The sequence below is a fragment of the Gordonia jinhuaensis genome, from assembly GCF_014639795.1.
In the GTDB taxonomy this organism is placed as follows: Bacteria; Actinomycetota; Actinomycetes; order Mycobacteriales; family Mycobacteriaceae; genus Gordonia_B; species Gordonia_B jinhuaensis.
In genome coordinates this window covers 19,107-42,604 of the sequence record NZ_BMGC01000025.1, presented here as the reverse complement: position 1 = coordinate 42,604, position 23,498 = coordinate 19,107, and the positions used below count along the sequence as shown (strand labels likewise).

The following is a 23,498-nucleotide window of genomic DNA, read 5'->3' as shown; positions in this document are numbered from 1 at the left end:
GGCCGTACTCGCCAGGGCCACACTCGCCGAGGCCGCGCTCGGGGTGCGACGACCGGGCGATCAGTCGCCCAGCCGCATCTCGAACCCATCGGGGATGATCAGGTCGTCGCGGGTGAGTTCGTGAATGCTCTTGCGACTCAACCCCATCAGACATTCGTCGATACCCATCCGCAGCAGGTCGAGCACATTCTCCACACCCGCCTGACCGTTGGCGCCCAGTCCCCACAGGTAGGCACGGCCGATCATCACCGCGCGGGCACCGAGCGCCAGCGCCTTGACCACGTCGCTACCGCGGCGGATCCCGCCGTCGAGCAGCACTTCGATATCGTTGCCGACGGTGTCGGCGATGGGGCCGAGCACCCGGATCGTCGCGGGCGTGCCGTCGAGATTGTTACCGCCGTGGTTGGACACCGACAGTGCCGTGGCACCGATGTCGACCGCACGTTTGGCATCGTCGACGCGGCTGATGCCCTTGACCATGAACGGCCCGTCCCACTTGTTCCGCAGCCATTCGAGGTCTTCCCAGGTGGGTGGCGGGGTGTTCATCCACTGCCCGTAGGCACCGAAGAAGGTGGGCCCACGCTGACCACGGGGAACAAGGTTGGGCACGGTCAGGTCGGGGATCTCGACCTTGCCGCCGCGGATCCACTTCATGGCGTAGCGCGGCTTCACCGCGATCTCGGGTGCCAGCCGCACGAGCGCCTTGAGGTTCACCGACTCCGGGATCTCCGGCGATCCCCAGTCACGACCGATGTTGAACACCCAGTCGGTGGTGGTGATCAGGCCCTTGGCCCCGGCATCTTTGGCGCGCATCGCACGTTCGAGGATCTCCTCGCGGGAACCGAGCCAATAGATCTGGAAGAAGATCTTGTCGTTGACCGCGGTGACCTCCTCGATGGGTCTGGAGGCGAAGTTGGACAACCCCATGGCGGTGCCGCGCGCGGCTGCGGCTCGGGCCACGGCGACCTCACCGTCGGGGTCCACGGCCTGCACACCGGTCGGCGAGATCATCACCGGGAGCGGGAGTTCCTGTCCCATCACCGAGGTGGACAACTCACGGTCGGGCTGCACACCCACCACATGCGGCGAGAACCGCAGCTGGGAGAAGGCGTTCATGTTGTCGTCGAGCGTCACACCGGCCTGCGTGCCGGCAACCAGCGACGAGTAGACCGACTTCGGCAGATGCTGCTTGGCCCGACGTTGCGCCTCGTGGACGGTCTCGAACCAGGGATTACGCGCCCACGGATTGAGGGACATCGGATTTCCTCACTCTTCTCAGATGGCGGTGATCCATCACGATCACCATGGTCATTCAGGTCTGCCGGTCATTCGGGTCTGCCGGTCACTCGGGCGTGCGGCCGGTGCGGTCACCGGTCAGAGGTCGAAACGGACGGGGTGAATCCGGTCAAGGGGTTCTCGTCGCACATATGCGAGGGCATGGCCGCCGGTGAGAGCAACCCGTCACCGAAGCCTTCGGGGCGGCGCGTCATCAACTGCAGCGGGGTGCCGCGGGAATGGTTCTTGTTCGCCGCCGGGATGGTCCGTTGATCCGACAGCAACGCGTCACCGAAGCCCTGAACGCATTCGGGATCCGGACCGTCCATCGGCAGACCGGTGAAGAACTTGGCGGCCATACAACCACCCCGGCAGGCGTCGAAATGCGCACAGGCACTGCACGCTCCGGCACTCTGCGGCTCACGCAGATCGGCGAAGAGCGCCGAATCGCGCCAGACAGACGCGAATCCGCCGTCGGTGACGATGTTGCCCGCCAGGAAGTTCTCGTGGATCGCGAAGGGGCAGGCGTAGACGTCGCCCACCGGGTCGATCAGGCACACCACCCGGCCGGCGCCGCACATGTTCAGCCCGGGGAGCCCCGGCGAACCGGCACTGTCGAAAGCCGACAGATGGAAGAACGAGTCGCCGGTCAGCACACCCTCCCCATGGGCAACCAGCCAGTCGTAGAGTTCGCGCTGCTGAGCGGGCAACGGGTGCAGATCGTCCCAGACGTCGGCTCCGCGTCCTGACGGGCGCAGCCGCGTGATACGCAGCGTGGCGCCGAATTCGTCTGCGAGCGCCTTGAACTCGTCGAGCTGCGAGACGTTGTGCCGAGTCACCACCACCGAGATCTTCGCATCGCGAAAGCCCGCCTCGGCGAGATTACGCAGTGCCCGCACCGCCATGTCGAAGGACCCCGGGCCGCGCACCGCGTCGTTGACCTCCGCTGTGGCGCCGTCGAGTGAGATCTGCACGTCGACGTAGTCCGAGGCCGCGAGACGGCGGGCCACCTTCTCGTCGATGCGTAATCCGTTGGTGGAGAACTTGACCCCCACTTGGTGATCGGTTGCGTAGTCGACGAGTTCCCAGAAGTCCGGTCGCACGGTCGGTTCACCACCGCCGATGTTGACGTAGAAGACCTGCATGCGCTGCAACTCGTGAATGATCGCCTTGCACTGGTCGGTGTTCAGCTCGCGCGGATCGCGCTTGCCCGACGACGACAAGCAGTGCACACAGGCCAGGTTGCAGGCGTAAGTGAGCTCCCAGGTCAGACAGATGGGGGCGTCGAGGCCCCGCTCGAACTGGTCGACGAGCCTGCCCACCTTCGTGGGAGCGGCGGGGGTGGACGCGGAACCGGCGGCGGCCGGGCGGGAGAGAACACTTGTCATGGCTGGGCTGCTTTCGACGGGAGCTGTGGACCACGAAGGGCGCACGTGCGCGTGGGCACTGGCACGAATTCGTCAGTGCCCACATTCAGGATCAGGGCAGACATTCATCGTCAGTGCGGACATTCAGGAGAACGGTTGGGGCGAGAACAGTTCGGAGAGGGGCTGATTGAGCGGACAACGGTTGTTGCGGCTGCACCCGCTCAGGCGGATGGGGTGTCGCGCGTGACGATCATCCCCGAACGCGCCAGCGACTCCAGCGCGCGGCGGTAGATCGCACTGTCGGACTCCGCCACCCCGCACCGCGCGATCGCGTCGTCGGCACTGTCGGCGGCGGCGAGATCGTCCACGATCCGCACGAGAGTCAGATTCTTGAGGAAGGAGAGCTTGCGGGTCCCGAAGTCGTAGAGCAGCGCTCCGAACGGCTCCGGGCGCACCGCAACCCTGGGACTCAACGCCCACGCCCGCCCCAGATCCACCGTCGGTGAGTTCTGAGTCGGTGCGCTCACGTCAGTACACTCCGCACATTCCGTCGATGGAGACCTCTTCGACCAGGCTCTCGGAAACCAGATCGTCATTGATTTCGTCAGCAGATGTGTTGCGCGACTTGTGCTCCGACATCCGTCCTCCTCGGTAGTACGCCGTTGGGCGATGGTGGTGTGACTCACATGGCGACCACCTCAGTGGTCACCATCACACGATAATGACACCGAGTGCATTTGCAACCGATTCGACGAAAGACCACCCCTGAACTGACCGTTCGGCTAGTTCGGGCATCGTCGGGGCGGGCAGTCCACCGGTGGCGGCCCACCTGTGGGAGTCGGCAGACGTAGGGCGGAGCTCAGGCGCCGGGTCCGACGGTGCGCAGACCTGCAAGCCGCCAGACTCCGCCGCTACGCTCCATGACCGCCCACCGCGAGATCGGCACGACCGTGCCGGGCCGGATGGCATCCGATGCCGATGATGGACCGGCGGTGACCTTCTCGACCTTCTCGTCGGCGAAGACCAGCACGCGCTCGAGGCGACCCGGGTCACGGCCGATCCAGCCGGTGTCGACGGCGGCGTGGGTGACGGTTGTCGACAGCCCCAAGCCCAGCGCCGCCGACCCGGCGACCACCGCTGACGGGCCGGACTGCCGGTAGTCGGTGAGCAGGATGCCCGAGAGTCCGGTGGCCACCTGCTCGCGGTTGGCCGGCGACTGGTCGGGAGAGAAGGTCATCAACGCCGCCACTGTGCGCGCCGCAGCCGAGGCGGCCTCGGATCGAACCGCGGCCGCCTGATCCTGCTGCCGCGTGTGCAGCGAGACCGCGAGTGCGCCGCCGGCACACACACCGACGGCGGTGAGTACCGCGACCGTCAGTCGCAGGCGACGTCCGCGTCCGGACACGTCAACCGCGGCCTGCGCCGAATCATCTGCCCCGAGAACGCCGATGAGGACCGGCACGAGAACAAGGGTGCCGACCGCGGCGATCGACCACCACGCGGCCCAACCGAGGACCACTGCCACCACCAGCGCCGCCGAGAGAGCGATCACCGCGCAGAGGGCGAACGCAACGCGCGCGGGCCACGGCGATGCCCACCAGTCCCTCATGCCGATGCTCCCGCCGGAGTCAGCGCCTGGATACGCCACCGGCCGCCGTCACGCCGCAACTGCGCGGTGACGGTCAACCGCCCGGCGGTGGCGTCGATGCCGATCAGCGCGCCACTGGTGGCCGCCACGGTCAGCAGCGCGTCGGCATGGTCACCGACGCTCGCCGAGCGAAGGCCCGCCGCGACCACCTCACCGGTGCTGGGTGCGCCTTGGCCTGCGATCTCCTCGGTGACCGCGGCCGCCGAGTCGGCCAGCCGTGCATGCAGTGCGCCGGTCGTCACCGACAGTGCCTGTGGGACATAGCGATCGGCATGGGCGGGGTCGGCGGTCAGCAGCGTGGTCACACCCTCGCGTGCGGCGGTCAGTGCGTCATCGGCGGCGGCCGACCGATGCGCCGCCGTCCTGCCGCCGGTCGCGATCACGATGACCGCAACCAGTGTCGCGACCACGATCACCACCGCCACGGCCGCGATTGCGATCGCCGATCCTCGGCGGGGCACCGCCGAGGACCGGCGATCCGCGGCACGGCCGGTCATGAGATCACCTCGAGGTCGGCCACCCGCCACGACCCACCCGAGTGCACCAACAGATAGGCGACGGTCTGAGTGTCGTGGATCTCGTCACGAGTCAACGAGAGGGTCGAGATCATGCGGGCACTCGCGCCGGCAACCTCTGCCACGCCGGTGGCGATCACCTGACAGTCGGCCGGTGCGGCGCGGGTCACCTCGGCGCACAGTGCATGCGGCGCACCAGCCACTGCCTGTGCACGCGTGGAGGTCACGTCGTCCCTCGCCGCATTCCAGGACGCCGCCGCGGCCACCGCGCCGACGCAGCCCGCGGTCATCGCCGCGAGGAGCGTCCAGACGACGGCATTCCGCCGGCCGCTGCGCCACACGAATCCGGCCACCACGCCCGCCGCACACGCCACCACGAGCAGCGACAACCACCAACCCGGCCATCCGGTGAACCCACCCACCGCGACGATGGTCGCGAGGCAGACCAGACCGCCGCAGGCGGCCGCGGCCGCCTGCCGACCGATGATCACGTCACCAGCTCCACTTCGGACACCTTGAGATCGGCTGCCGTGCCGTCGGATTCGAGGGTCAGCACGAGCCGGATGCGCAGCGCGCCGTCGGCCGCTGCGCCGGAGTCCCGTGTCGCCGACGACGCCTGCCCGGCCTGCGCGGTGACGAGTACGCGACCACCGGCAGCGGTGTGCGCGTCGACGGCGGCGCCGTCCACGCTGCCCGCACGCTCGATGCCGCGGATACGCACAAATTCGGTGTAGGCATCGGCGGATTGGGCGAACTCGTCATGGAAGTCGCCGGTCGACATCGACAAGATCGCGCGGTCGCGACCGGTGTCGGTGCGGTTGGGTGAGAGCAGCAATCCGGCGAACCGACTCGCGGTGGAGGTCAGGCGTTCGTCGGAGTATCGCGGCTGCGAGTGATCTGAGTGCACCACCGCGATCACCAGCGCGGCCACCGCGGCGGCGAGCATGACGATAGCCCCGGCGGCGAGCGCACCGCCGCGCGTCGGGCGCCGGGCTCGGGCGGTCGAGGTCACTGCTCACCGCACGGGGGCGAGTATCCGAGATCGGGCAGGTAGGTCTTCCACTCCTCGCGGGTGATCTGGTCACCGATGGCGGCGCATCGTTGCGCGATGATCTGGTCGGGATCGCGTTGCCACATCGTCAACGCACCCTTCTCTCCGGTGGCCAGCAGCGTCCCGCCCGCACCGAAACGTGCGTCGTAGACGTGTCCGGGGAAGGCGCGCAACACCGCGTCGGAGGTCACGGTGGTGCCGCGGTGACCGACTGCCGAGATATCCCACAGCCACACCTCGGCGTTGCCGCCCGCGGCGAGGATCTGCGAGCCCTCCGGGGAGAAGGTGACCGCGTAGACCTGCCCCGACGGCCCCGACATGCGGGAGACCACAGTGGGCCGGTCGGTGTTCGAGACGTCGATGACGGCGACCGTGCGGTCGTCGGAGGAGGCGGCCAGTCGCGACCCGTCGGGGCTGAACGCCACCGAGAGCGCGGCCGCACCCCCGAACACGTCGATCCGTGAGAGTAGTCGCGGTGCCGCCGGTGTGCTCAGGTCGTAGAGCACCACGTCGCCGGTCAGTGTGGCGATGGCGAGCCGTTTGCCGTCCGGGCTCAGCTGTGTCCACCACACCCCCGACCCGACGTCGATCCTCGACGCCGCCGCCGGTGCGGACAGATCGTGTGCGTCGATGACCGCGACCGTGGCGGTGTCGGTGGCACCCGCGACGGCCAGGCCGGCGGACTCGCTGTAGTCGACGGTCTCGTCGAGTGTGGGGAGAGCATCGACACGCCCTCGCAGCTGTGGATGCGCCGGGTCGGTGTAGTCGGCGAAGTAGAGCTGTCCGTTGTCACTGCCGAGCGCCAGTGCGCGACCCGATTCCCCGACGCCGATCGCCCCCGAGAAGGTGACGCCTGCGGGCGGGAGCAATGCCGGGCCGCGCGACCGGAACCCGCCACGCTCGACAGCCCACTGGGTGACGCGACCGTCGACGATGGTGTCGGAGGCGAAGACCTGCGAGCCGTCCCCGTTGGTCGGGATCTGATACGCGTTGTCGGCACCGATCCGGACCACCCGGTGCTCCAGTGGCCACTGCACCACCTGCCCGTCGTCGCCGCACGCGATCACCATGTCGCCGACGATCCGCACCGACGAGACGTTCGCCGCGCCCGGAACCGTCGCGATCGGGGTGTCGGGATGTGCACGATCGAACAGCAGCACGCTGTTGTCGGCCGAACCGCCGACGATGAGGGTGCCATCGGCACTCACCGACACCGAGTTCACGAAGTCGGAGAAGCCACGCAGTCGCGCGGTCAGCCTGGGCGAGCCGGGATCGGCGATGTCGTAGACGTCGACGGTGCGGCTGCGCAGCGCGGCGACCAGTTGTCCATCCGGGGTGAACGTGAGTTCCTGCGCCTGCTCGTTGTTGGCGCCGGCCTGCAGCCGGATCGAGCCGCTCGGGGTGAAGGTGCCGTCGCCGGCGATGCGGTAGAGGTCGATGCGCCGGCTCACGGTACTGGCGGCCATGGTGGTGCCGTCGGCGGAGAAGGCGACCGCGCCGGCGCTCGAGGTGTACTGCACCGGCATGGCCACCGGGGCCCACCCGCCGGGTGCCGCTGCCCACACCTGGGCACCGATACCCACCACGCCGGCTGCGATCCAGCGTCCGTCGGGACTCATCGACACATCGTCGACCGCTCCGGCGACACCGGGCAGTCGGCCCATTCGCACAGGCGCCGACGGGTCGGTGACATCCCACTCGGTCAACGTGGTGTCGTTGCCGGTGAACACCCGACGCCCGTCCGGCGAGAAGGCCACGCCGCCGGAGTGTCCGCGATCACCGCCGATGTCGACCGTCGACAGCGGTCGACTCAGCCGCTGCCCGCTGGTGCGGAACAGCCGCAACTGGCCGCCCCCGGCAACGGCCAGCAGATTCGTCGTCGCCGACACCGCCGACGACGCAGGCCCCGGCCTGCCGAGATATCTGGTCGGCGTCGGCCGCGACGAGGTGTCCATGAGCGCCGAGCGGGCCTCGGTGGTCGGCGATTCGCGGTAGGCCACCATGGCGAGCTGACCGGCCAGCACCGGATCGCGCGGCCACAGTTCGTTGGCCTGCACGGCCAGCTGCCTGCTCAGTGCCATGTTGCGAATGGCCTCCGAACGCTCGCGCTGGTGTACCGCGGTCACGCCGGAGACGATCGCCACGACGGCCGCGAGCGCGGCGACCACCGCGAAGGCACCGGCGACCACCGCGAAGCGGCGCAGTTGGCGCGAGCGTCGCCGCTCCCGCTCGGCGTCGGCCCCTGCGCGGGCGTTGCTCGCGTGCAGATACTCCAGTTCGGCATGACCGAGCATCGCCGGTCCGTCGGACGACTCGGCCAGTTCGTTGTAGGCGGTCAGTGGCGAACCGCGCAGCAGCGAGTCGTCGGGCCGACCGGCGAGCTCCCAGTCCTCGGTGAACTCCCGCAGCCGTCGGGCCAGCAGAAGGTCGGTGCGACCGGCGTCGATCCATCCGGTCAGGCGTGGCCAGGCGGTGATCAGCGCGTCGTGGGCGAATCGCGCGTGGGTGCCGGTGACCGTGACCAGCCGGGCCGCGGCGAACTGTTCGATGACCGCGGTCGCCTCGCGCGGTGCGGCCGCCCCGTGCACGCCCAGGTCGTCGAGCCGGGCCGTGCGGCGGGTGACCCCGGCCTCGTCGACGTTGACCAATGCCGGCAGGAGATGGGCGGCGGTCGCGCGCTCCGATGGCGACAAGCTCTCGTACACGGCCTCGGCGGCCTGCTCCACCGCGCCGTTGATCCGACCGGTGGCCAGATAGTCGCGGACCGTCATCCGCATGCCGTCGCCACGGTTCCACGTGGCCGCCAGCGCATACGACAGCAACGGGAGCACCCCATTGAGCGAGGAGGCCTCCCTCGACGGCGCGATCTCCGAGAGCAGCATGTCGACGAGATCGGGGTCCACGGTCACACCCGACTGCTCGGCGGGACTGATGATCACCTCGCGCAGTTCGTCGGCGGTCATCGGCGGTACCACGACCTGCGACTCCTGCAGCATCGTCGACAGCACCGGCATCGACATCGCGCGACCGTAGAAGTCGGCACGGAGCACCAGGATGGGGGCCACATTCGTGCGAGCGAGCATCTCGGCGATGAATGCGGTGCAGAACCCGTCGCGCTGCTCGGCGCTGCACTGCGTCCACAGTTCCTCGAGCTGGTCGACGACCAGCAGTGTCGACCCGCCGGCGGTTCCGCCGCAGATCACCCCGGCGGTGGTCTCGGGGAGCGCATCGACGGCGCCGAGTGCCACCCGCATCGCGCCGATCGGGTCGTCGCCGGGCACCATCACGGCGTAGTTCCAGTTCGCGAGGTCGGGACACATGCCGATACGTCCGAGCATGCCGGCGCGGACCATCGACGACTTCCCCGAACCCGAGGCGCCGACGACCATCGTGCACGGCATCGTGTCGATCCCGGGCGCCGCGAGGAAGGCCTCGAAGCGTGTGGTGACCTCGGCGACCAGACGGTCGACCAGATCGTCACGGCCGAAGAACAGCGGACCGTCCTCGGGCTGGAATGCGTCGAATCCGCGATAGGGCGGCGCCGGTTTCGACCGTCGCCGCACGGAGCGTCGCGTGGCCCGCTCGACGGCCCGCCACCACTGCGACTTCCCCTCGGGATCCGTCACGCCGCACACCCCGAGAACCCGGTCGAACATCTCACGGCTCGACTTGGTGGGGGCATGCTGACCGGCGAACCACCCGGCCACCGTGCCGAGCAGCGCGTCGGCCTGGGTGGCCACATCGCGGACGCTGAGACCGGCCTCCAGACGCAGATCGGTCAGTGCACGCCCGAGTTCCTCTCGGGTGTGAACCGCATCCACCTGCATCTGGCAAACCTCATCGACATCTCGATACAGACGTCAAACGTGCAGGTCGACGTATCGACACTTGTATCGACTTACGGGATTTCGTCGGCCACATGGTAATCACACGGGCCGCAGCAGAGAGAATTGACGAGCCGGTCATTCCGGTCCGGTGCTCCCGGGCCATCCGGTTAACGTACAGGTTTCCGATAGTGAAGTGTGACTCGCCACGGTCCGGTCGCCCGGGGCAGGCAGTCGCCGCATCGGAGCCGATCGCACGGTTCACTGCAGCAGATTGACGGCGGAGTACCCCTCGCTCCGCCGATGGAGAGGTTCGGCAACACACATGCCCGTTGACATCGACTCGACTGACATCGACTCGACCGACATCGACTCGACCGACATCACCGCGACCGCGGCCACCGTCACGACTCTGCCGATGTCGCTTCGCACGGATGCCCCCTCGATCATCACCGGGCCGACCGCCCTCACCGGCGAACAGCGGCGGTTCGCCGCCGGTTCGCCTCGGCTGCGCACTGTCGGCGAGCCCACCACCGGTCTCGTGTCGGGTCAGCACCGGACCGACTGCCCGCAGACCCTGGCTTCCCAGGTTCCCGCCTCCCATACCGCGGTCTCCCCCGCTGCCGTGTCACCGAGCGCACCGACGCAGCCGGCACGGGCACAGCAACCCGCACGGCCACAGCAGCCTTCACGGCAGCAGCCTGAACGGACACAGCAGATGACCGTGCCCCGGCTGTCGACCCGCGAGGTCGAGGTTCTGCTGGCGTGGTTCGCGTCGGACTCGAAGGACGAGGCGGCCGCGCGACTGTTCATCAGTTCATCGACGGTCAACACCCACCTGACCCGCATCCGGGCCAAGTACGCCGCAGCGGGCCGTCCGGCGAAGTCGAAGGCAAGCCTGTTCGCCCGCGCCGTCCAGGACGGGCACACCGACCTCGACGCCTGGTGATCTTCGGGCGGGTGCGTCGGCCTGCGAGGACCGTGCGTCGGTGAACCCCTCGGCGAACCCCTCGGTGAACCTCAGCCGCTGAGGCCCCCGCCCGGCGACCCGGTGGCCGGATGTCGCCCGCTGCTCAGCAGCTCGTGGCAGCGTCGCAGTCGCCGTGTCCACCACTGCACCCGGTCAGGGGAGGCCACCGATGCCATCGCGGTCGTCGGTTCCACCCGCGCTACGGGCAACTCCCCCGCGATCGGCGGATTCGGCGGTGCCACGTCGGTGACGAACAGCGATCCGGTGCCGAGTCCGCAGGCACGCGGTTGTCCGGGCAGCGCTGCGGCGGTCGCCAGACCCGCCGAGATGCCGACGGCGGTGTCGAGAGCGCTGGAGACCACCACGTCCATCGGGATCTCGCGGGCCAATGCCAGCACCCGACGCATACCACCCAGCGGTGCGACCTTGAGGATGGCGACGTCGGCGGCACCGGCGCGCACCACGCGCATCGGATCGGCGGCCCGCCGGATCGACTCATCGGCCGCGATGGGTGTGTCGACGGCGGCGCGAACGGCGGCGAGTTCCTCGACGCTCGCGCACGGCTGCTCCACATACTCCAGCTCACCGAATGCGCGGATGGCCGTGACGGCCTCCTCGACACCCCAGCGTGCGTTGGCATCGACGCGGACGGTGGGGATCAGTGCCCGCACCGCCTCCACACGGGCCACCTCCTCCTCGAGGGAACACCCGGGCTCGGCCACTTTCACCTTCGCAGCCTGCGCACCCGGGAAGCCCGCCAACACGTCGGGGACGTCGACGGCGGGTACCGCCGGAACCGTCGCGTTGATGGCGACGCGGTCGCGTAGCGGCGGCGGCGGCGGTCCGAGATAGGCCGCTTCGATGCCGGCGGCGAGCCACCAGGCCGATTCACTGTCGTCGTATTCGACGAACGGCGCAAACTCACCCCACCCGGCCGGTCCGCGGAAGATCATCGCCTCGCGGACGGTGATCCCACGGAACCGCCGGCGCATCGGCAACGCGACCACCATCGCGCTCTCGAGGAGTTCGTCGACCGACGGCAGCACGAGATCAGTACCGGTGGGATCCGGGTGGGCAGATGACATGCCGTCATTCTTCCCCGACCGGTCGGGGAAAGCGGTCACCGCCACCGGTCGGCCAGCGCCGCCGCGATCACCGACGCCGACTCCGGATCGAGCATCCGCCAATGCGTCGCCGGCGCGTCGATCGAGTCGACGTGCCCGAGGTACCAGGGCCCCCACGCGTCGGCTTCACCATGCTCGTCGCCCTGCGCACGCACATAGAGCATCGGTGCGCGCACGGGTCGGATCCAGTGCTGCGACCACATCTGCGACAGCGCACGCGCGGTGCGTTCGAGGCGTTCGGCGATCTTCGCGACCAGGTCGTCAGACATCTGCGACATCGTCTCCGGCGCGACCCCGAGCATGCCGAGCACGTCGGATTCGGCGGCCTCGTCGGTGAGCCGCTGCGCGGACGGCCGCGGTATCGAGTCGAGCAGGATCACCTCCTCGACCTCCACACCACGCTCGGCGAGGATCGCGGCCACCTCGCCGGCGATCACACCGCCCAGCGACCAGCCCAGTATCCGCACTCGCGGCGCCCGTGCGGACTCCACGATCGCCTCGGCGTACCGCGATGCCAGCTCGTGCAGTGACATGGCCTCGAGCACATCGGGAGCCAGGCCGATCGCCTGCAGTCCGTAAACCCGCATGTTGCCGAGTCGCTGCGCGAGCGCGGCGAACGGCGTCGCCACCCCGAGCACCGGATGGATGCAGTACAGCGGCACCGGATCGGTCACATCTGTGTTCTCGCCGAACGGTACGAGCACCTCGGCAGTCGTGATGTCGGCGCGCGCCGCGTCCACAGCGGCGGCCAGTCCCGCGACGGTCGGATCGGCGAACAGTGACGCGAGCTCGATCTGCACACCGAGCCGGTCGGTGAGCTCGGCGATGACGCGCACCGCCAGCAACGAGTTGCCACCCATCGTGAAGAAGTTGTCGTGCACCGACACGTCGGACACCGGGATGCCGCCGATCACCTCGGCGACTACCTCGGCGATCACGCGCTCGGTGTCGGTGCGCGGCGCGACCACCTCGCGCTCCCCCGGCCCCGCCGATTCCGCGAGGACCGCCGCGAGCGCCGTGCGATCGAGTTTGCCGTTGGGCGTGAGCGGCAACGCATCCACACCCACCACGTCGGGAACCATGTAGTCGGCCAGCCGTGTCGCGGCGCGTTCGGCCACGGCGCGGGCATCGAAGTCGGTGCCCGGCACCACCGCGGCGACCAGTCGCGCATGTTCGCCCGATCCGATCACCAGCACCGCGGTCTGCGCGACCGCCGGATCGGCGAGCAGCACGGCCTGCACCTCACCGAGTTCGAGTCGCTGTCCGCGCAGCTTCACCTGGAAGTCCGCACGCCCCAGGTACTCCAGCACCCCGGCATCATCCATCCGCACCAGATCCCCGGTGCGATACAGCCGGCCACCACCCCGCGGATCGGCCACGAACGCCGCTGCGGTCTGACCGGGTCGTCCGGCATATCCCTGCGCCAGTTGCACACCGCCGAGGTAGAGCTCGCCGACCGCGCCGCGGCGGATCGGCCGCAGCCACCGGTCGAGGACCAGCACTTCGGTGTTGGCCACCGGAAGACCGATCGGCACCGCATCCGAAGAGGGGTCGACCTCCCAGAAGGTGACGTCGACGGCGGCCTCGGTCGGGCCGTACAGATTGTGCAGCGCAGCGTTGCCGAACAGACGCAGCGCCGCGGCCGCCACCTCGGCGGGCAGCGCTTCGCCGGAGGTGAACACCCGCCGCAGGGCATCGAGACGACCGTCGATCGCCGCGACGAAGACGTTGAGCATCGACGGCACGAAGTGCACGGTCGACACCGCACAGCGACGCATCACCTGCGACAGGTAGGCCGGATCCCGATGACCGTCAGGCGAACACACCACCAGCGTGGCACCCGATGCCAACGGCCAGAACAACTCCCACACGCTGACATCGAAGGTCGCCGGGGTCTTCCAGATCGCGACGTCGTCGTGCTCGAGCCGGTACTGCGACTGCATCCATCGCAACCGGTTCACGATCGCCTCATGCGACACCACCACACCCTTGGGCGTGCCGGTGGAACCCGAGGTGAACAGCACATAGGCCACCGACTCCGGCGGGATGTCCACCGCGTCGGCGGCGAGCACCTGCCCGTCGGCGACGTCGAGCGATTCGGCGTCCACAGCGGGGATCGAGCCGTTGGCTGTGTCCCCGAGCGTGTCAGCGTCCCCGAGTCCGTCGGTGACGACCAGCGCGGCCTGAGAGGCATCGAACATCGCCCGCACGCGGTGCTCGGGTGCGGCGGGGTCGATGGGCACGAAGCCGGCGCCCGCCCGGATCACCGCGTGGATGGTTGCGAGCATCCGCACACCGCGCGCCATCCGCACGGCCACCCGATCACCGACACCGATTCCCCTGTCGCGCAGGGACATCGCCATCCGCCCGACCAGTTGCTCGAAGTCCGGACCGTCGATACGTGTCATGGCGGCGGGGTCGGCGGCGTCGATCACCGCGGCGTGACTCAACCCCTCGGCGACCAGCTCGGACAGCGACCTGCGCGGATACCGGACCTGCTCACCGCGCACGACCGACGCGCTGGTCGGGTACGCAGTGCCCGCTGATGCAGTGGCCATTGGCGCGATGGCCGCCGACGCATCCGCACCCGCGACCGCTCGCTGCGCGAGTATCCGGTCCGGATGTGCCACCACGTCGGCGAGCACCTCGCTCACGCGGGCGAGAAGTGTTCGCGCCGTGGACTCGTCGAACAGATCGCGCGCATAGGTCAACAGCCACCGGCGGCCGCCCTCACCGTCGGGTGCGATGGTGAACTGCAGGTCGAAGGGCGTCCACACCGTCTCCGGACGCAGCACCGAACCCTCGATCCCGACTGAGCCATCCACGCCATCCGAGCCATCCACGCCATCCGAGCCGGCGCCGCCCGTCTCCGCGACATCAGCGCCGGCGGCGAAGTTCTGGAACGCCACCATCACCTGGAACAGCGGGTTGCGCGAGGTGACGCGCTCCGGGTTCACCAACTCGACCAGTTGCTCGAACGGGATGTCGGAGTTGGCGAGCATCGCCACGTCATCGGCGGCGACCGTCGAGAGCCACTGCGCGAACGACCTCGACTCGTCGACCTGCAGTCGCAGCGGCAGGGTGTTGACGAACATACCGATCACGTCGTCGAGTTCGCGCTCACCCCGTCCGGCCACCGGTGAGCCGATCATCACGTCGGTGCGTCCGGCGAACTCCGAGAGCACCAGCGCCACCACCGCATGGATCACCATGAACTCGGTGGCCCGGCTCGCCCGCGCCACCTGCGAGATCTTCCCCACGAGTGCGGGATCGCTCACCGCTTCCACCACCCCCGCGCGATAGGTCGGGTGGGCCGGTCGAGACCGATCCGACCGCAGACCGGTGTCGGCAGGCGCATCCTCGAGTCGAGCGCGCCAGAAATCCCACTGCCGGGCGAGGATCGACGTCGGATCGCTCACAGGACCGAGGTTCTCGTTCTGCCAGACGGCGTAGTCGGCGAATTGCACCGGCAGCGCCTGCCAGTCGGGCCGTTCGCCTCGGGTACGAGAACCGTAGGCCGACAGAAGGTCTCGTACAGCGATCTGCGTCGACTCGCCGTCGGCGATGATGTGATGGGCGACGAAGACCAGCACCGACCGCGGTCCAGCCGACAACGCCACCACCCGCACCGGTGGTGCGCTGGTGATGTCGAAGCCCTCGGAGATGATTTCGTCGACGCGCGCCGACAGTGCGGCCTCGTCGATCTGCTCGCCACAGTCCTCGACCCGCAGGCGCGGTCCGTCTCCGGCCGGGAGCACATGTTGCACACCCATCGCGTCGGCCTCGCCGAAGACGGTGCGCAGCGCCTCGTGACGGTCCACGACATCGGTGACGGCCTCGGCCAGCGCGGTCAGATCGACATCGCCGATGCGCACGACGAGCGGAACGTTGTACACCGCGGAGCCCGGTTCGAGCCGCGCAAGCAGCCACATCCGCCGCTGTGCCACCGACAGTGGCAGACCGCTCGACCCGGCATCGGCACCGCGCGGAGCGAGACGTCGTCGAGTGACGAGCGCCGAAGTCCCTGCGGCGGCGGTGTTCTCGTCGATCCAGCGAGCCAGACCGCCGATGGTCGGTGCGGTGAACACCGCCGACACCGGAACCGTCACGTCCAGTGCCTCACCCACCCGTGCGACCAGACGCGTCGCGAGCAGCGAGTTGCCACCGGCGTCGAAGAAGTCCGCACCGACCGACGGGTCATCAAGGTCGAGCAGCTCACCGACCACCTGCGCCACCACACGTTCGGTGCGGGTATCCGGCGCGATGACCTCGACCGTTTCGCGGGGCCGTTCACGATCACGCAGCACGTTCCGGTCGATCTTGCCGTTGGTGTTGAGCGGCCACTGCGCCAGCGAGATCACCTGAGCGGGGACCATATACGACGGCAGCACCTCGGCGATCGCCGCTCGCAGATCACGACATGCCTGCACGCTGAGCAGTCCGTCGTCGCACAGTGCCGCAGGTGCGTCGGCTGCGGCCTTGACGTAGGCGACGAGTTCGGTCGCCGCATCCTGACCGGCGGCGACGACCACGGCCTCGGCCACCTCGTCGCGATCGGTCAATGCCGACTCGATCTCTCCGAGCTCGATCCGGAAGCCACCGACCTTCACCTGGAAGTCGCTGCGCCCCAGGTATTCCAGCCGGCCCTCGCTGTTCCAGCGAGCGAGGTCGCCGGTGTGATACATCCGGTCGCAATCCTCGCCCGTGGCGTACGGGTTGGCCACGAACCGCGCTCCGGTGAGCGCCGGTGCACGGTGATAGCCGCGTGCCAGCTGCGGGCCGGCCAGATACAGATCGCCCACCTGTCCGACCGGAACCGGCTGCAGGTCGGATCCGAGCACGTAGGCGAGAACACCCGACTGCGGGCGGCCGATCGGCAGACGGTCTCCGTCGTCGGCGCCGGTGCGATGCCACGTCGCCGACACCGCCGCCTCGGTGGGCCCGTAGAGGTTGTCGACGCGGGCACCGGTGAGTTCGCGGGTGCGCGCGGCGAGTTCGGCCGGCAATTCCTCACCGATACTCATCACCAGACGCAACGACTGCGGATAGGGCGATTGCCGATGGCGGGAGGCCCGACTGGCCTCGCCGGATTCCTCGACGGGTGACGCGGACACCTCGGCGAGCATCGCCAGCAGCGTCGGCACCGCGGGCAGGATCGTGACGCCGTCACGCGCCATCAGCTCACGCAGGGCGTCCACGTCACGTTCGGCACCGTCGACGGCGATCGACACCTGGCCACCGTGCAGCGGCGCCCACCAGATCTCCCACACCGACAGGTCGAACGACGGCTTCGTCTTCATCAGCACCACATCGGTGGGTGCCATCCCGTATTCGCCCGTGATCCAGTCGAGCTGCGTCGACACCGCCTCGTGGGACACCGCAACCCCCTTGGGAGTACCGGTGGAGCCAGAGGTGAAGATGACGTAGGCGATCGAATCCGGTTGCAGCGCAACACGGCGCTCGGTGTCGTCGATCGGGTTCGTGCGCACCGACCGGGCTCGGGCATCTGCTTCCAGCGCATCGATGAGCCGCACCGCAGCGATGCTGCCGGCGCCGTCGAGACGACCGCCGAGCATCTCCTGATGGCGCCGGTCGGCCAGTACCAGGGCCGCACCGGATGCGCCGATCACCGCGGCCATCCGTTCCACCGGTGCACCCGGGTCGACCGGAACATAGGCGCCGCCGGCCATCACGACCGCATACATCGCGACCATCAGCTCGACACCGCGGTCGGCGACGACCACCACCGGCGATTCGTCACCCACCCCGCGGTCGATGAGCACCCGGCTCACCGCATACACCCGATCGGCGAATTCGCCTCGGGTACAGACGCGTCCATCGAACCGCAGCACCGGGTCGTCGCGACGGATCGTGCTCAGCGCGGAGAACTGCTGGGCCAGTGTGGTGTTCTCGGCCCGCACCAGACTTCCGCCCGGGACATCGCGACCGGCGTGGACTGCGTGACCTTCACCGGCTCCCTGGACGTCAGCACCGCCGCGAGCCTCGGTGGCTGTGGCGGCGGTGTCGTTGAACTCGCGCAACAACTTCTCGCGTTCGGCCGCCGTCGCGATCGGCAGGTCGGCGACCCGCCCCTGCGCACCGTCGCCGAATCCCATCGCAGAGAGCACCACCAGGAACCGATCGGCGAGATGACTGATCGTGTCGTGCTCGTACAGCGCGGTGGCATAGGTCAACGACGCCGACAGTGCTCCGGATTCCGGCTCGTCCGCGATCGTCAGGTGCAGGTCGAACTTCGTCACCTCGAGTTCGGGTTCCTGCAGCGACACCGAGACTCCCGGCATCGCGAATTCGACGGGTGCGAGGTTCTGGAAGGAGAAGGCGGTGGTGAACACCGGATGCCGCGACGCCGACCGCTCGGGTGCGAGCAGTTCGACGATCCGCTCGAAGGGCAGATCGGCGTGGTCGAAGGCGGCCACGTCAGCCGAACGGACACCGTCGAGCAGTTCGGCGACCGTCATCGATTGCGCGATCGTCGTGCGCAGCGGCACCGTTCCCGCGAACATGCCGACGAGTTCCTCCGACTGCGGCTGACTGCGCCCCGCAACCGGCACCCCGATCACCACATCGTCGGCGCCGGCGAGTTTGGCGAGCAACACCGCATACGCCGCATGCAGCACCATGAACAGCGTCACGCCACAGCGATCGGCGAGTTCCTGTGCAGCCGTGACGATCTCGGCGTCGAGTGTGAAACGGTGCGTGGCCCCGCGCACGTCTTGGACCGACGGACGCCGATGGTCGGTGGGCAGCGGCAGGAATGCCGGCGCATCTCCGAGGGTATCCCGCCAGAACCGCTCGAGTTCGGCGGCCGCCGAGTCGGGATTCGCGGCATCGCCGAGCCACCGGTCCTGCCACACCGCGATGTCGCGATAGCGCAGCGGCAGCGGCTCCCAGTCGGGGGCGGCCCCGGCGAGCCGTGATCGGTAGGCGACCATCAGATCCCGCGTCATCGGCGCGAAGGAGTATCCGTCCATCACGATGTGGTGGGCGCACACCACCAGCACCCATTCGCCGGGGGCGCCGGTGTCGGCGACACGATCCTGCGGTGCGCCGACACCGATCAGTTCGGCCACCAGCGGCACCTGCGTCGTCACGTCGAAGACGGTGGTCACCAGTTCCATCACACGGCCCGGCACATCGCCGGGTGCCATATATGCCACTCGCACCGGGGTCGGGTCGTCGAGCACCACCTGGCTCGGACCGTCGGGCCCGTCGGGGTAGTACGTACGCAGTGGCTCGTGGCGCATCGACACGTCGTCGAGGGCAGCGCACAGCGCGTCGGCATCCACTGATCCGCTCAGCCGGATCACCAGCGGCATGTTGTCGGCCGCCGACTCGGGGCTGAACCGGTTGAGGAACCACATCCGCTGCTGGGCCGGCGCCAGGGGCACCCGCTCGGGCAGTTGTCCTCGCGTCGGCGCGGGCGCGACGCCGCCGTGATCGGCGGCATCGCCTGTGGCCGCGGTGAGCGCGTCGATATGTTCGGCCAGTCCGGCGACGGTCGACTCGGCGAACAGATCCGCGATACGCACCGTCACCCCGGTGGCCGCGCTCAGCCGCGAGGCGGCGGCCGCGGCATTGAGCGAGTTTCCGCCCAGATCGAAGAATCCGTGGTGGGCACCGATGCCGTCACCCTCGCTGCCGCGTCCCGGTATGTCCAGGACGTCGGCGAAGACGTCGGCGACCAGGCGCTGCGTCGGGGTCTGCAGTTGCGCGAATTCGACCTCGCCGAGCACGGATTCCGGTGAGGGCAGCGCCTCCTTGTCGATCTTGCCGGTGACCGTGGTGGGGATCTCGTCGATCTCGATGAATGCCCTCGGGATCATGTACGAGGGCAAGGAGCGCGCCGCGAACGCGCGCACATCCTCTGTGTCGATGTGCCCGGTGTCGATGTGTCCTGTGCCGACGCGGTCGTGATCGTTGGTCGCCGGATGCAGGTAGGTCACCAGAATCGTTGACTGCCCGTCGGTCTCGTAACCAATGGTCACCGCGGCTCCCACCTGGGGATGGGCCGCGACCACGGCGTCGATCTCGGCGAGTTCGATGCGTACGCCGCGGATCTTCACCTGCAGGTCGTTGCGGGCCGCGAATTCGAGTACGCCCGAGGGCAAGCGGCGCACCAGATCACCGGTGCGATACATGCGCGTGCCGGGATCGAAGGGGTTGGCGACGAACCGTTCGGCGGTCAGGGCGGGTGCGCTCACATAGCCGCGTGCCAGGCCCGGACCGTACAGGTACAGCTCGCCCACCCCGCCGGGCAGCACCGGCATCAGCCGCTCGTCGAGTACCGCAGCGGCCATCCCCGCCACCGGTCCACCGATCCCGGCGCGGCCCCCGGTGGTCACACGCGGTGCACCGGTCGCCCAGATCGTCGACTCGGTGGGGCCGTACAGGTTCAACAGGCGCCGGTCGTCACCGAATCGGCGCACCAATTCGACGGGCTGATCCTCACCGGCCGTCGCCAGCACGCGCAGGGTCGCCGGAAGTGAGCCGAGCGACAAGGCGACCGACGGCGTCATCACCGCATGAGTCACCGATTCCGAGGCGATCAGCTCGGCCAGCGGTGGTCCGCCGATGACGTCGGAGGGCGACACCACCAGCGTCGCACCGGATCCGAAGGCGAGCAGCTGCTCGAACAGCGCGGCGTCGAAACTCGGAGACGCCACGTGCAGCACTCGGTCACCCGGTCCGACGTCGAGCATCTCGCGTTGTGCGGCAATAAGTTCCGGGAGTCCGCGATTGGTCACCGACACACCCTTGGGCACACCGGTCGACCCGGAGGTGAAGATCGTCCACGCGGTCTCGTCGAGCGCCGCACCGTCGGCGTCGGCGCGTGCACCACGGTCCTGCGCAGCGATCGTGTCGCTGATGGCCAGCGTGCTGATGTAGTCCTGCGGATCGGTGTCGGGCAGATCCAGATCCTGGGCACCCACCTCGATCCATTGCCTGCCATCGGATTCGGCGGGTGCACCGCCGTCGGCACAGATCACCACCTCGATCCCCGCGACGTCGAGCATCCGGGAGATCCGCTCGGCGGGCAGCGCCGCGTCGATCGGCAGCAGAGCGGCGCGGGAACGGATCACCGCCCAGCCGGCCAGCACCGACGACAGACCACGGGCCGACACCACGGCCACCACGTCACCGCGGCGCACGCCGGCGCGCAGCAGACGTGCCGACAACGCGGCGGCACATCGATCGAACTCTCCGTAGGTGAAACGACGGCCCGCACCGCGCACGGCCTCGACGTCGCGGTGGCGCGAGACCGCCCGCGCCAGCAATGCGCGCAGCGTCGCCGGTTCGTCGGATCGGTCCTGTCCCTCGTCGACGAGGACAGCGGGTTCGTCGGGCCGCAGCAGATCCACCGCCCCCAATGATCCGCCGGGTTCGGCGGTCGCGGCGGCGGCAAGGTCAGCGAAGCGCGCTGCCAGGGTCTCGATCGAGTCGGTGTCGAAGATGTCGGTGGCCAGCACCCACGAACATGCCAGTCCGCTCGGTGCGCCGTCGTCGCCGCGCACCTCGCTGACGTCGAGATGCAGATCGAATTTCGCCACCTGCGTGACGGTCGGTAGTGGACTTCCGGTGGTCGCCGTACCGTCGGCGTCCAGGTGTGAACGGCCCACGGGCACGCGGTCGTCCGCGCGGGTCGCCGACGCGTCGTTGACCGCCAGCGAGAGCTGGAACAGCGGATGGTGTTCGGTCGCTCGCGGCGGGTCGACCGCCTCGACCACGGACTCGAACGGGATGTCGGCGTGGACGTAGGCGTCGAGGTCGGTGTCACGCACCGCGTCGATGAGCGCGTGCAGATCGGTGGCGAGATCGACGTCGGTGCGCAGGACGAGAGTGTTCACGAACATCCCGACCATACCGGCGAGTTCGGGTTCGGTGCGTCCGTCGATCGCGGTACCCACACTCACATCCGAGCTGCCCGACACCCGCGCGATGAGCGCGGCGTACAGCGCGTGCACCACGGTGAACACCGAGGTCTGATGTGCTGCGGCGAGTTCCAGGATCCGACGGTGGATGTCGGCGTCCAGCGTGTGCTCCACAACTGCGGCCCGGTGACTGGGATGCTGCGGATAGGGCCGGTCCAGGGGCATCGGAGTCCGGGCCGGCAGCCCCGTCAGCTGCGTGGTCCAGTAGGCCAACTGTGTCGCGCCCAGCGAGTGCGGATCGTCGGGATCGCCCAGGATCGTGTTCTGCCATGCGGCGTAGTCGCCGTACTGCAGCGGCAACGGCTCGAGAACCTCACGCCCGGGCAGGATCTGCGACGAGCGGCGTCTCGCATAGGCACTGGCCAGATCCGCCAGCAGCGGCGCACCCGAGCCACCGTCGGCCACGATGTGGTGCATCACGACCACGAGCAGGCGCGTGTCGGCCGCGGTGACGATCGCGGCACGTGCGGGTGGGCGTGCCGCGAGGTCGAACGGTTCGGAGATGAAGGACGAGACCTTCTCCTGCAGTGCAGATTCGGCGACGTCGATCAACTCGACCGCGACGGAATCCGCTGAATCGACAACATGCGCGATGACGTCACCGTCGGGGGTCGCGGCGAAGACACTGCGGAGCGCCTCGTGTCGAGCGACCACGTCTCCGAGCGCGGCCACCATCACATCGGTGTCCACACCGGCGGGCAGCTCGGTGATCAGCGGGATGTGGTAGGCGTCGGAATCGGGTTCGATCAGCGACAGCAGCCACATCCTGCGCTGCGCACGGGAAACCGGGCGTGAGTCGTCGGCGTGATCGAGGGCGACGAGGGGCACTCGCTCCCCGGCCGTGCTGCCGATGGTCGGTGTCGTCAGTACCGGCACACCGGCGTCGGCGCGACGAGAGGCCAGTGTCGAGGCGAGATCGGCCACGCTGGTGGCGTCGAAGACGTCACGTACCGACACCGCCACACCGAATCGCCCGGCCAACGACGACGAGGCACGGATCGCCGAGAGCGAGTTGCCACCGGCATCGAACCAGCTGTCGGTGCGCGAGACGTCCTCGGCGCCGGTGTATTCGGCGAAGACCGCCGCAACGGCGTGCTCTTCGGGTCCGCGCGGCGGCACATACGACCGCCCGGAGCGCACCTCGATCCGCGCGAGTGCGTCGAGGTCGATCTTGCCGTTGGCGGTGCGGGCGAACGGTGCGGTCGACACCGCCACCGCCGCGGGCACCATATAGCCCGGCAGATACTGCGCCACCTGGCCGCGGATGTCGTCGCCGCCGGGGATCTGTCCGGAGTCCTCGACATGCACATAGGCCACCAGATCGTCGCCGTGTGGGCCGGACTGCACACGTGTCAGCGCCTCCCGGACACCCGGGAGCCGGTGCAGCGCCGCGGTGATCTCACCGAGTTCGATACGCTGCCCGCGCAGTTTGACCTGGCTGTCCTCACGCCCGACGAACACCAGCAGGCCACGTCTGTCGCGACGCACCAGATCCCCGGTGCGGTACATGCGCGAGCCATCGGCGGCAAACGGGTCGGCGACGAACGATGCCGAGGTGGTGGCCGCGGCACCGACATATCCGCGAGCCAGCTGGTCGCCGGTGAGGTAGAGCTCTCCCACACTCCCGCGCGGCACCTCACTCAGCGAAGAATCGAGAACATGCACTCCCACAAAGTCATTGGGCACACCGATCGGCATCACGTCGGTGTCGTCGGCCTGCCGGCGATGGGTCACCGACACGATCGCCGCTTCAGCGGGTCCGTAGAAATTGGCG

At 68.8% G+C, this 23,498-nt stretch carries 12 protein-coding genes (1 of these 12 only partly in view); 1 reads left to right on the top strand and 11 read right to left on the bottom strand.

What is annotated here, in order from left to right; genetic code table 11:
- Positions 1-60: 60 nt before the first annotated feature.
- The 9 genes from mftD to IEW22_RS14730 form a co-directional block, all read right to left on the bottom strand.
- Positions 61-1,257: a pre-mycofactocin synthase MftD gene (gene mftD / locus IEW22_RS14770; RefSeq protein ID WP_188587386.1), complete on the bottom strand. Its 1,197-nt coding sequence runs from the start codon at positions 1,255-1,257 to the stop codon at positions 61-63.
- A gap of 110 nt (positions 1,258-1,367) precedes the next feature.
- On the bottom strand, positions 1,368-2,663 hold the full coding sequence (gene mftC / locus IEW22_RS14765) for a mycofactocin radical SAM maturase (RefSeq protein WP_188587385.1): 1,296 nt from the start codon (positions 2,661-2,663) through the stop codon (positions 1,368-1,370).
- A gap of 200 nt (positions 2,664-2,863) precedes the next feature.
- On the bottom strand, positions 2,864-3,169 hold the full coding sequence (gene mftB, locus IEW22_RS14760) for a mycofactocin biosynthesis chaperone MftB (RefSeq protein WP_188587400.1): 306 nt from the start codon (positions 3,167-3,169) through the stop codon (positions 2,864-2,866).
- A 1-nt stretch (position 3,170) separates the two neighbouring features.
- Complete coding sequence (gene mftA / locus IEW22_RS14755; RefSeq protein ID WP_188587384.1) at positions 3,171-3,281, bottom strand: mycofactocin precursor MftA; 111 nt, start codon at positions 3,279-3,281, stop codon at positions 3,171-3,173.
- A gap of 220 nt (positions 3,282-3,501) precedes the next feature.
- A complete protein-coding gene (locus IEW22_RS14750) occupies positions 3,502-4,251 on the bottom strand; it encodes a hypothetical protein (protein WP_188587383.1) in 750 nt (249 codons plus the stop codon).
- Positions 4,248-4,787 carry a hypothetical protein gene (locus tag IEW22_RS14745; RefSeq protein ID WP_188587382.1) on the bottom strand — a complete coding sequence of 180 codons (540 nt, stop codon included), beginning with the start codon at positions 4,785-4,787 and terminating at the stop codon, positions 4,248-4,250. The genes IEW22_RS14750 and IEW22_RS14745 overlap by 4 nt, the downstream gene beginning before the upstream one ends.
- A complete protein-coding gene (locus IEW22_RS14740) occupies positions 4,784-5,296 on the bottom strand; it encodes a hypothetical protein (protein WP_188587381.1) in 513 nt (170 codons plus the stop codon). The genes IEW22_RS14745 and IEW22_RS14740 overlap by 4 nt, the downstream gene beginning before the upstream one ends.
- Positions 5,293-5,817, bottom strand: a complete 525-nt coding sequence (locus tag IEW22_RS14735) for a hypothetical protein (protein ID WP_188587380.1) — start codon at positions 5,815-5,817, stop codon at positions 5,293-5,295. The genes IEW22_RS14740 and IEW22_RS14735 overlap by 4 nt, the downstream gene beginning before the upstream one ends.
- The gene (locus IEW22_RS14730; protein ID WP_188587379.1) at positions 5,814-9,683 is read right to left on the bottom strand and encodes an nSTAND1 domain-containing NTPase; all 3,870 of its coding nucleotides are present in this window, start codon (positions 9,681-9,683) and stop codon (positions 5,814-5,816) included. Before IEW22_RS14730 ends, IEW22_RS14735 begins: the two co-directional genes overlap by 4 nt.
- 574 nt (positions 9,684-10,257) lie before the next feature.
- Here IEW22_RS14730 and IEW22_RS14725 point away from each other — a divergent pair.
- A complete protein-coding gene (locus IEW22_RS14725; RefSeq protein WP_229742734.1) occupies positions 10,258-10,629 on the top strand; it encodes a LuxR C-terminal-related transcriptional regulator in 372 nt (123 codons plus the stop codon).
- 71 nt (positions 10,630-10,700) lie between these two features.
- Here the strand turns inward: IEW22_RS14725 and IEW22_RS14720 are convergent, their stop codons facing one another.
- Both IEW22_RS14720 and IEW22_RS14715 read right to left on the bottom strand, forming a co-directional pair.
- Entirely contained in the window at positions 10,701-11,735 is a 1,035-nt protein-coding gene (locus tag IEW22_RS14720) for an o-succinylbenzoate synthase (protein ID WP_188587378.1), read from the bottom strand.
- A gap of 35 nt (positions 11,736-11,770) precedes the next feature.
- A protein-coding gene (locus IEW22_RS14715; RefSeq protein ID WP_268235486.1) for a non-ribosomal peptide synthase/polyketide synthase crosses the window boundary here: on the bottom strand, positions 11,771-23,498 show its 3' portion. 18,956 nt of this gene lie beyond the right edge of the window; 11,728 of the gene's 30,684 nt are visible here — the last part of the coding sequence; its start codon lies beyond the right edge, outside the window; it ends in the stop codon at positions 11,771-11,773.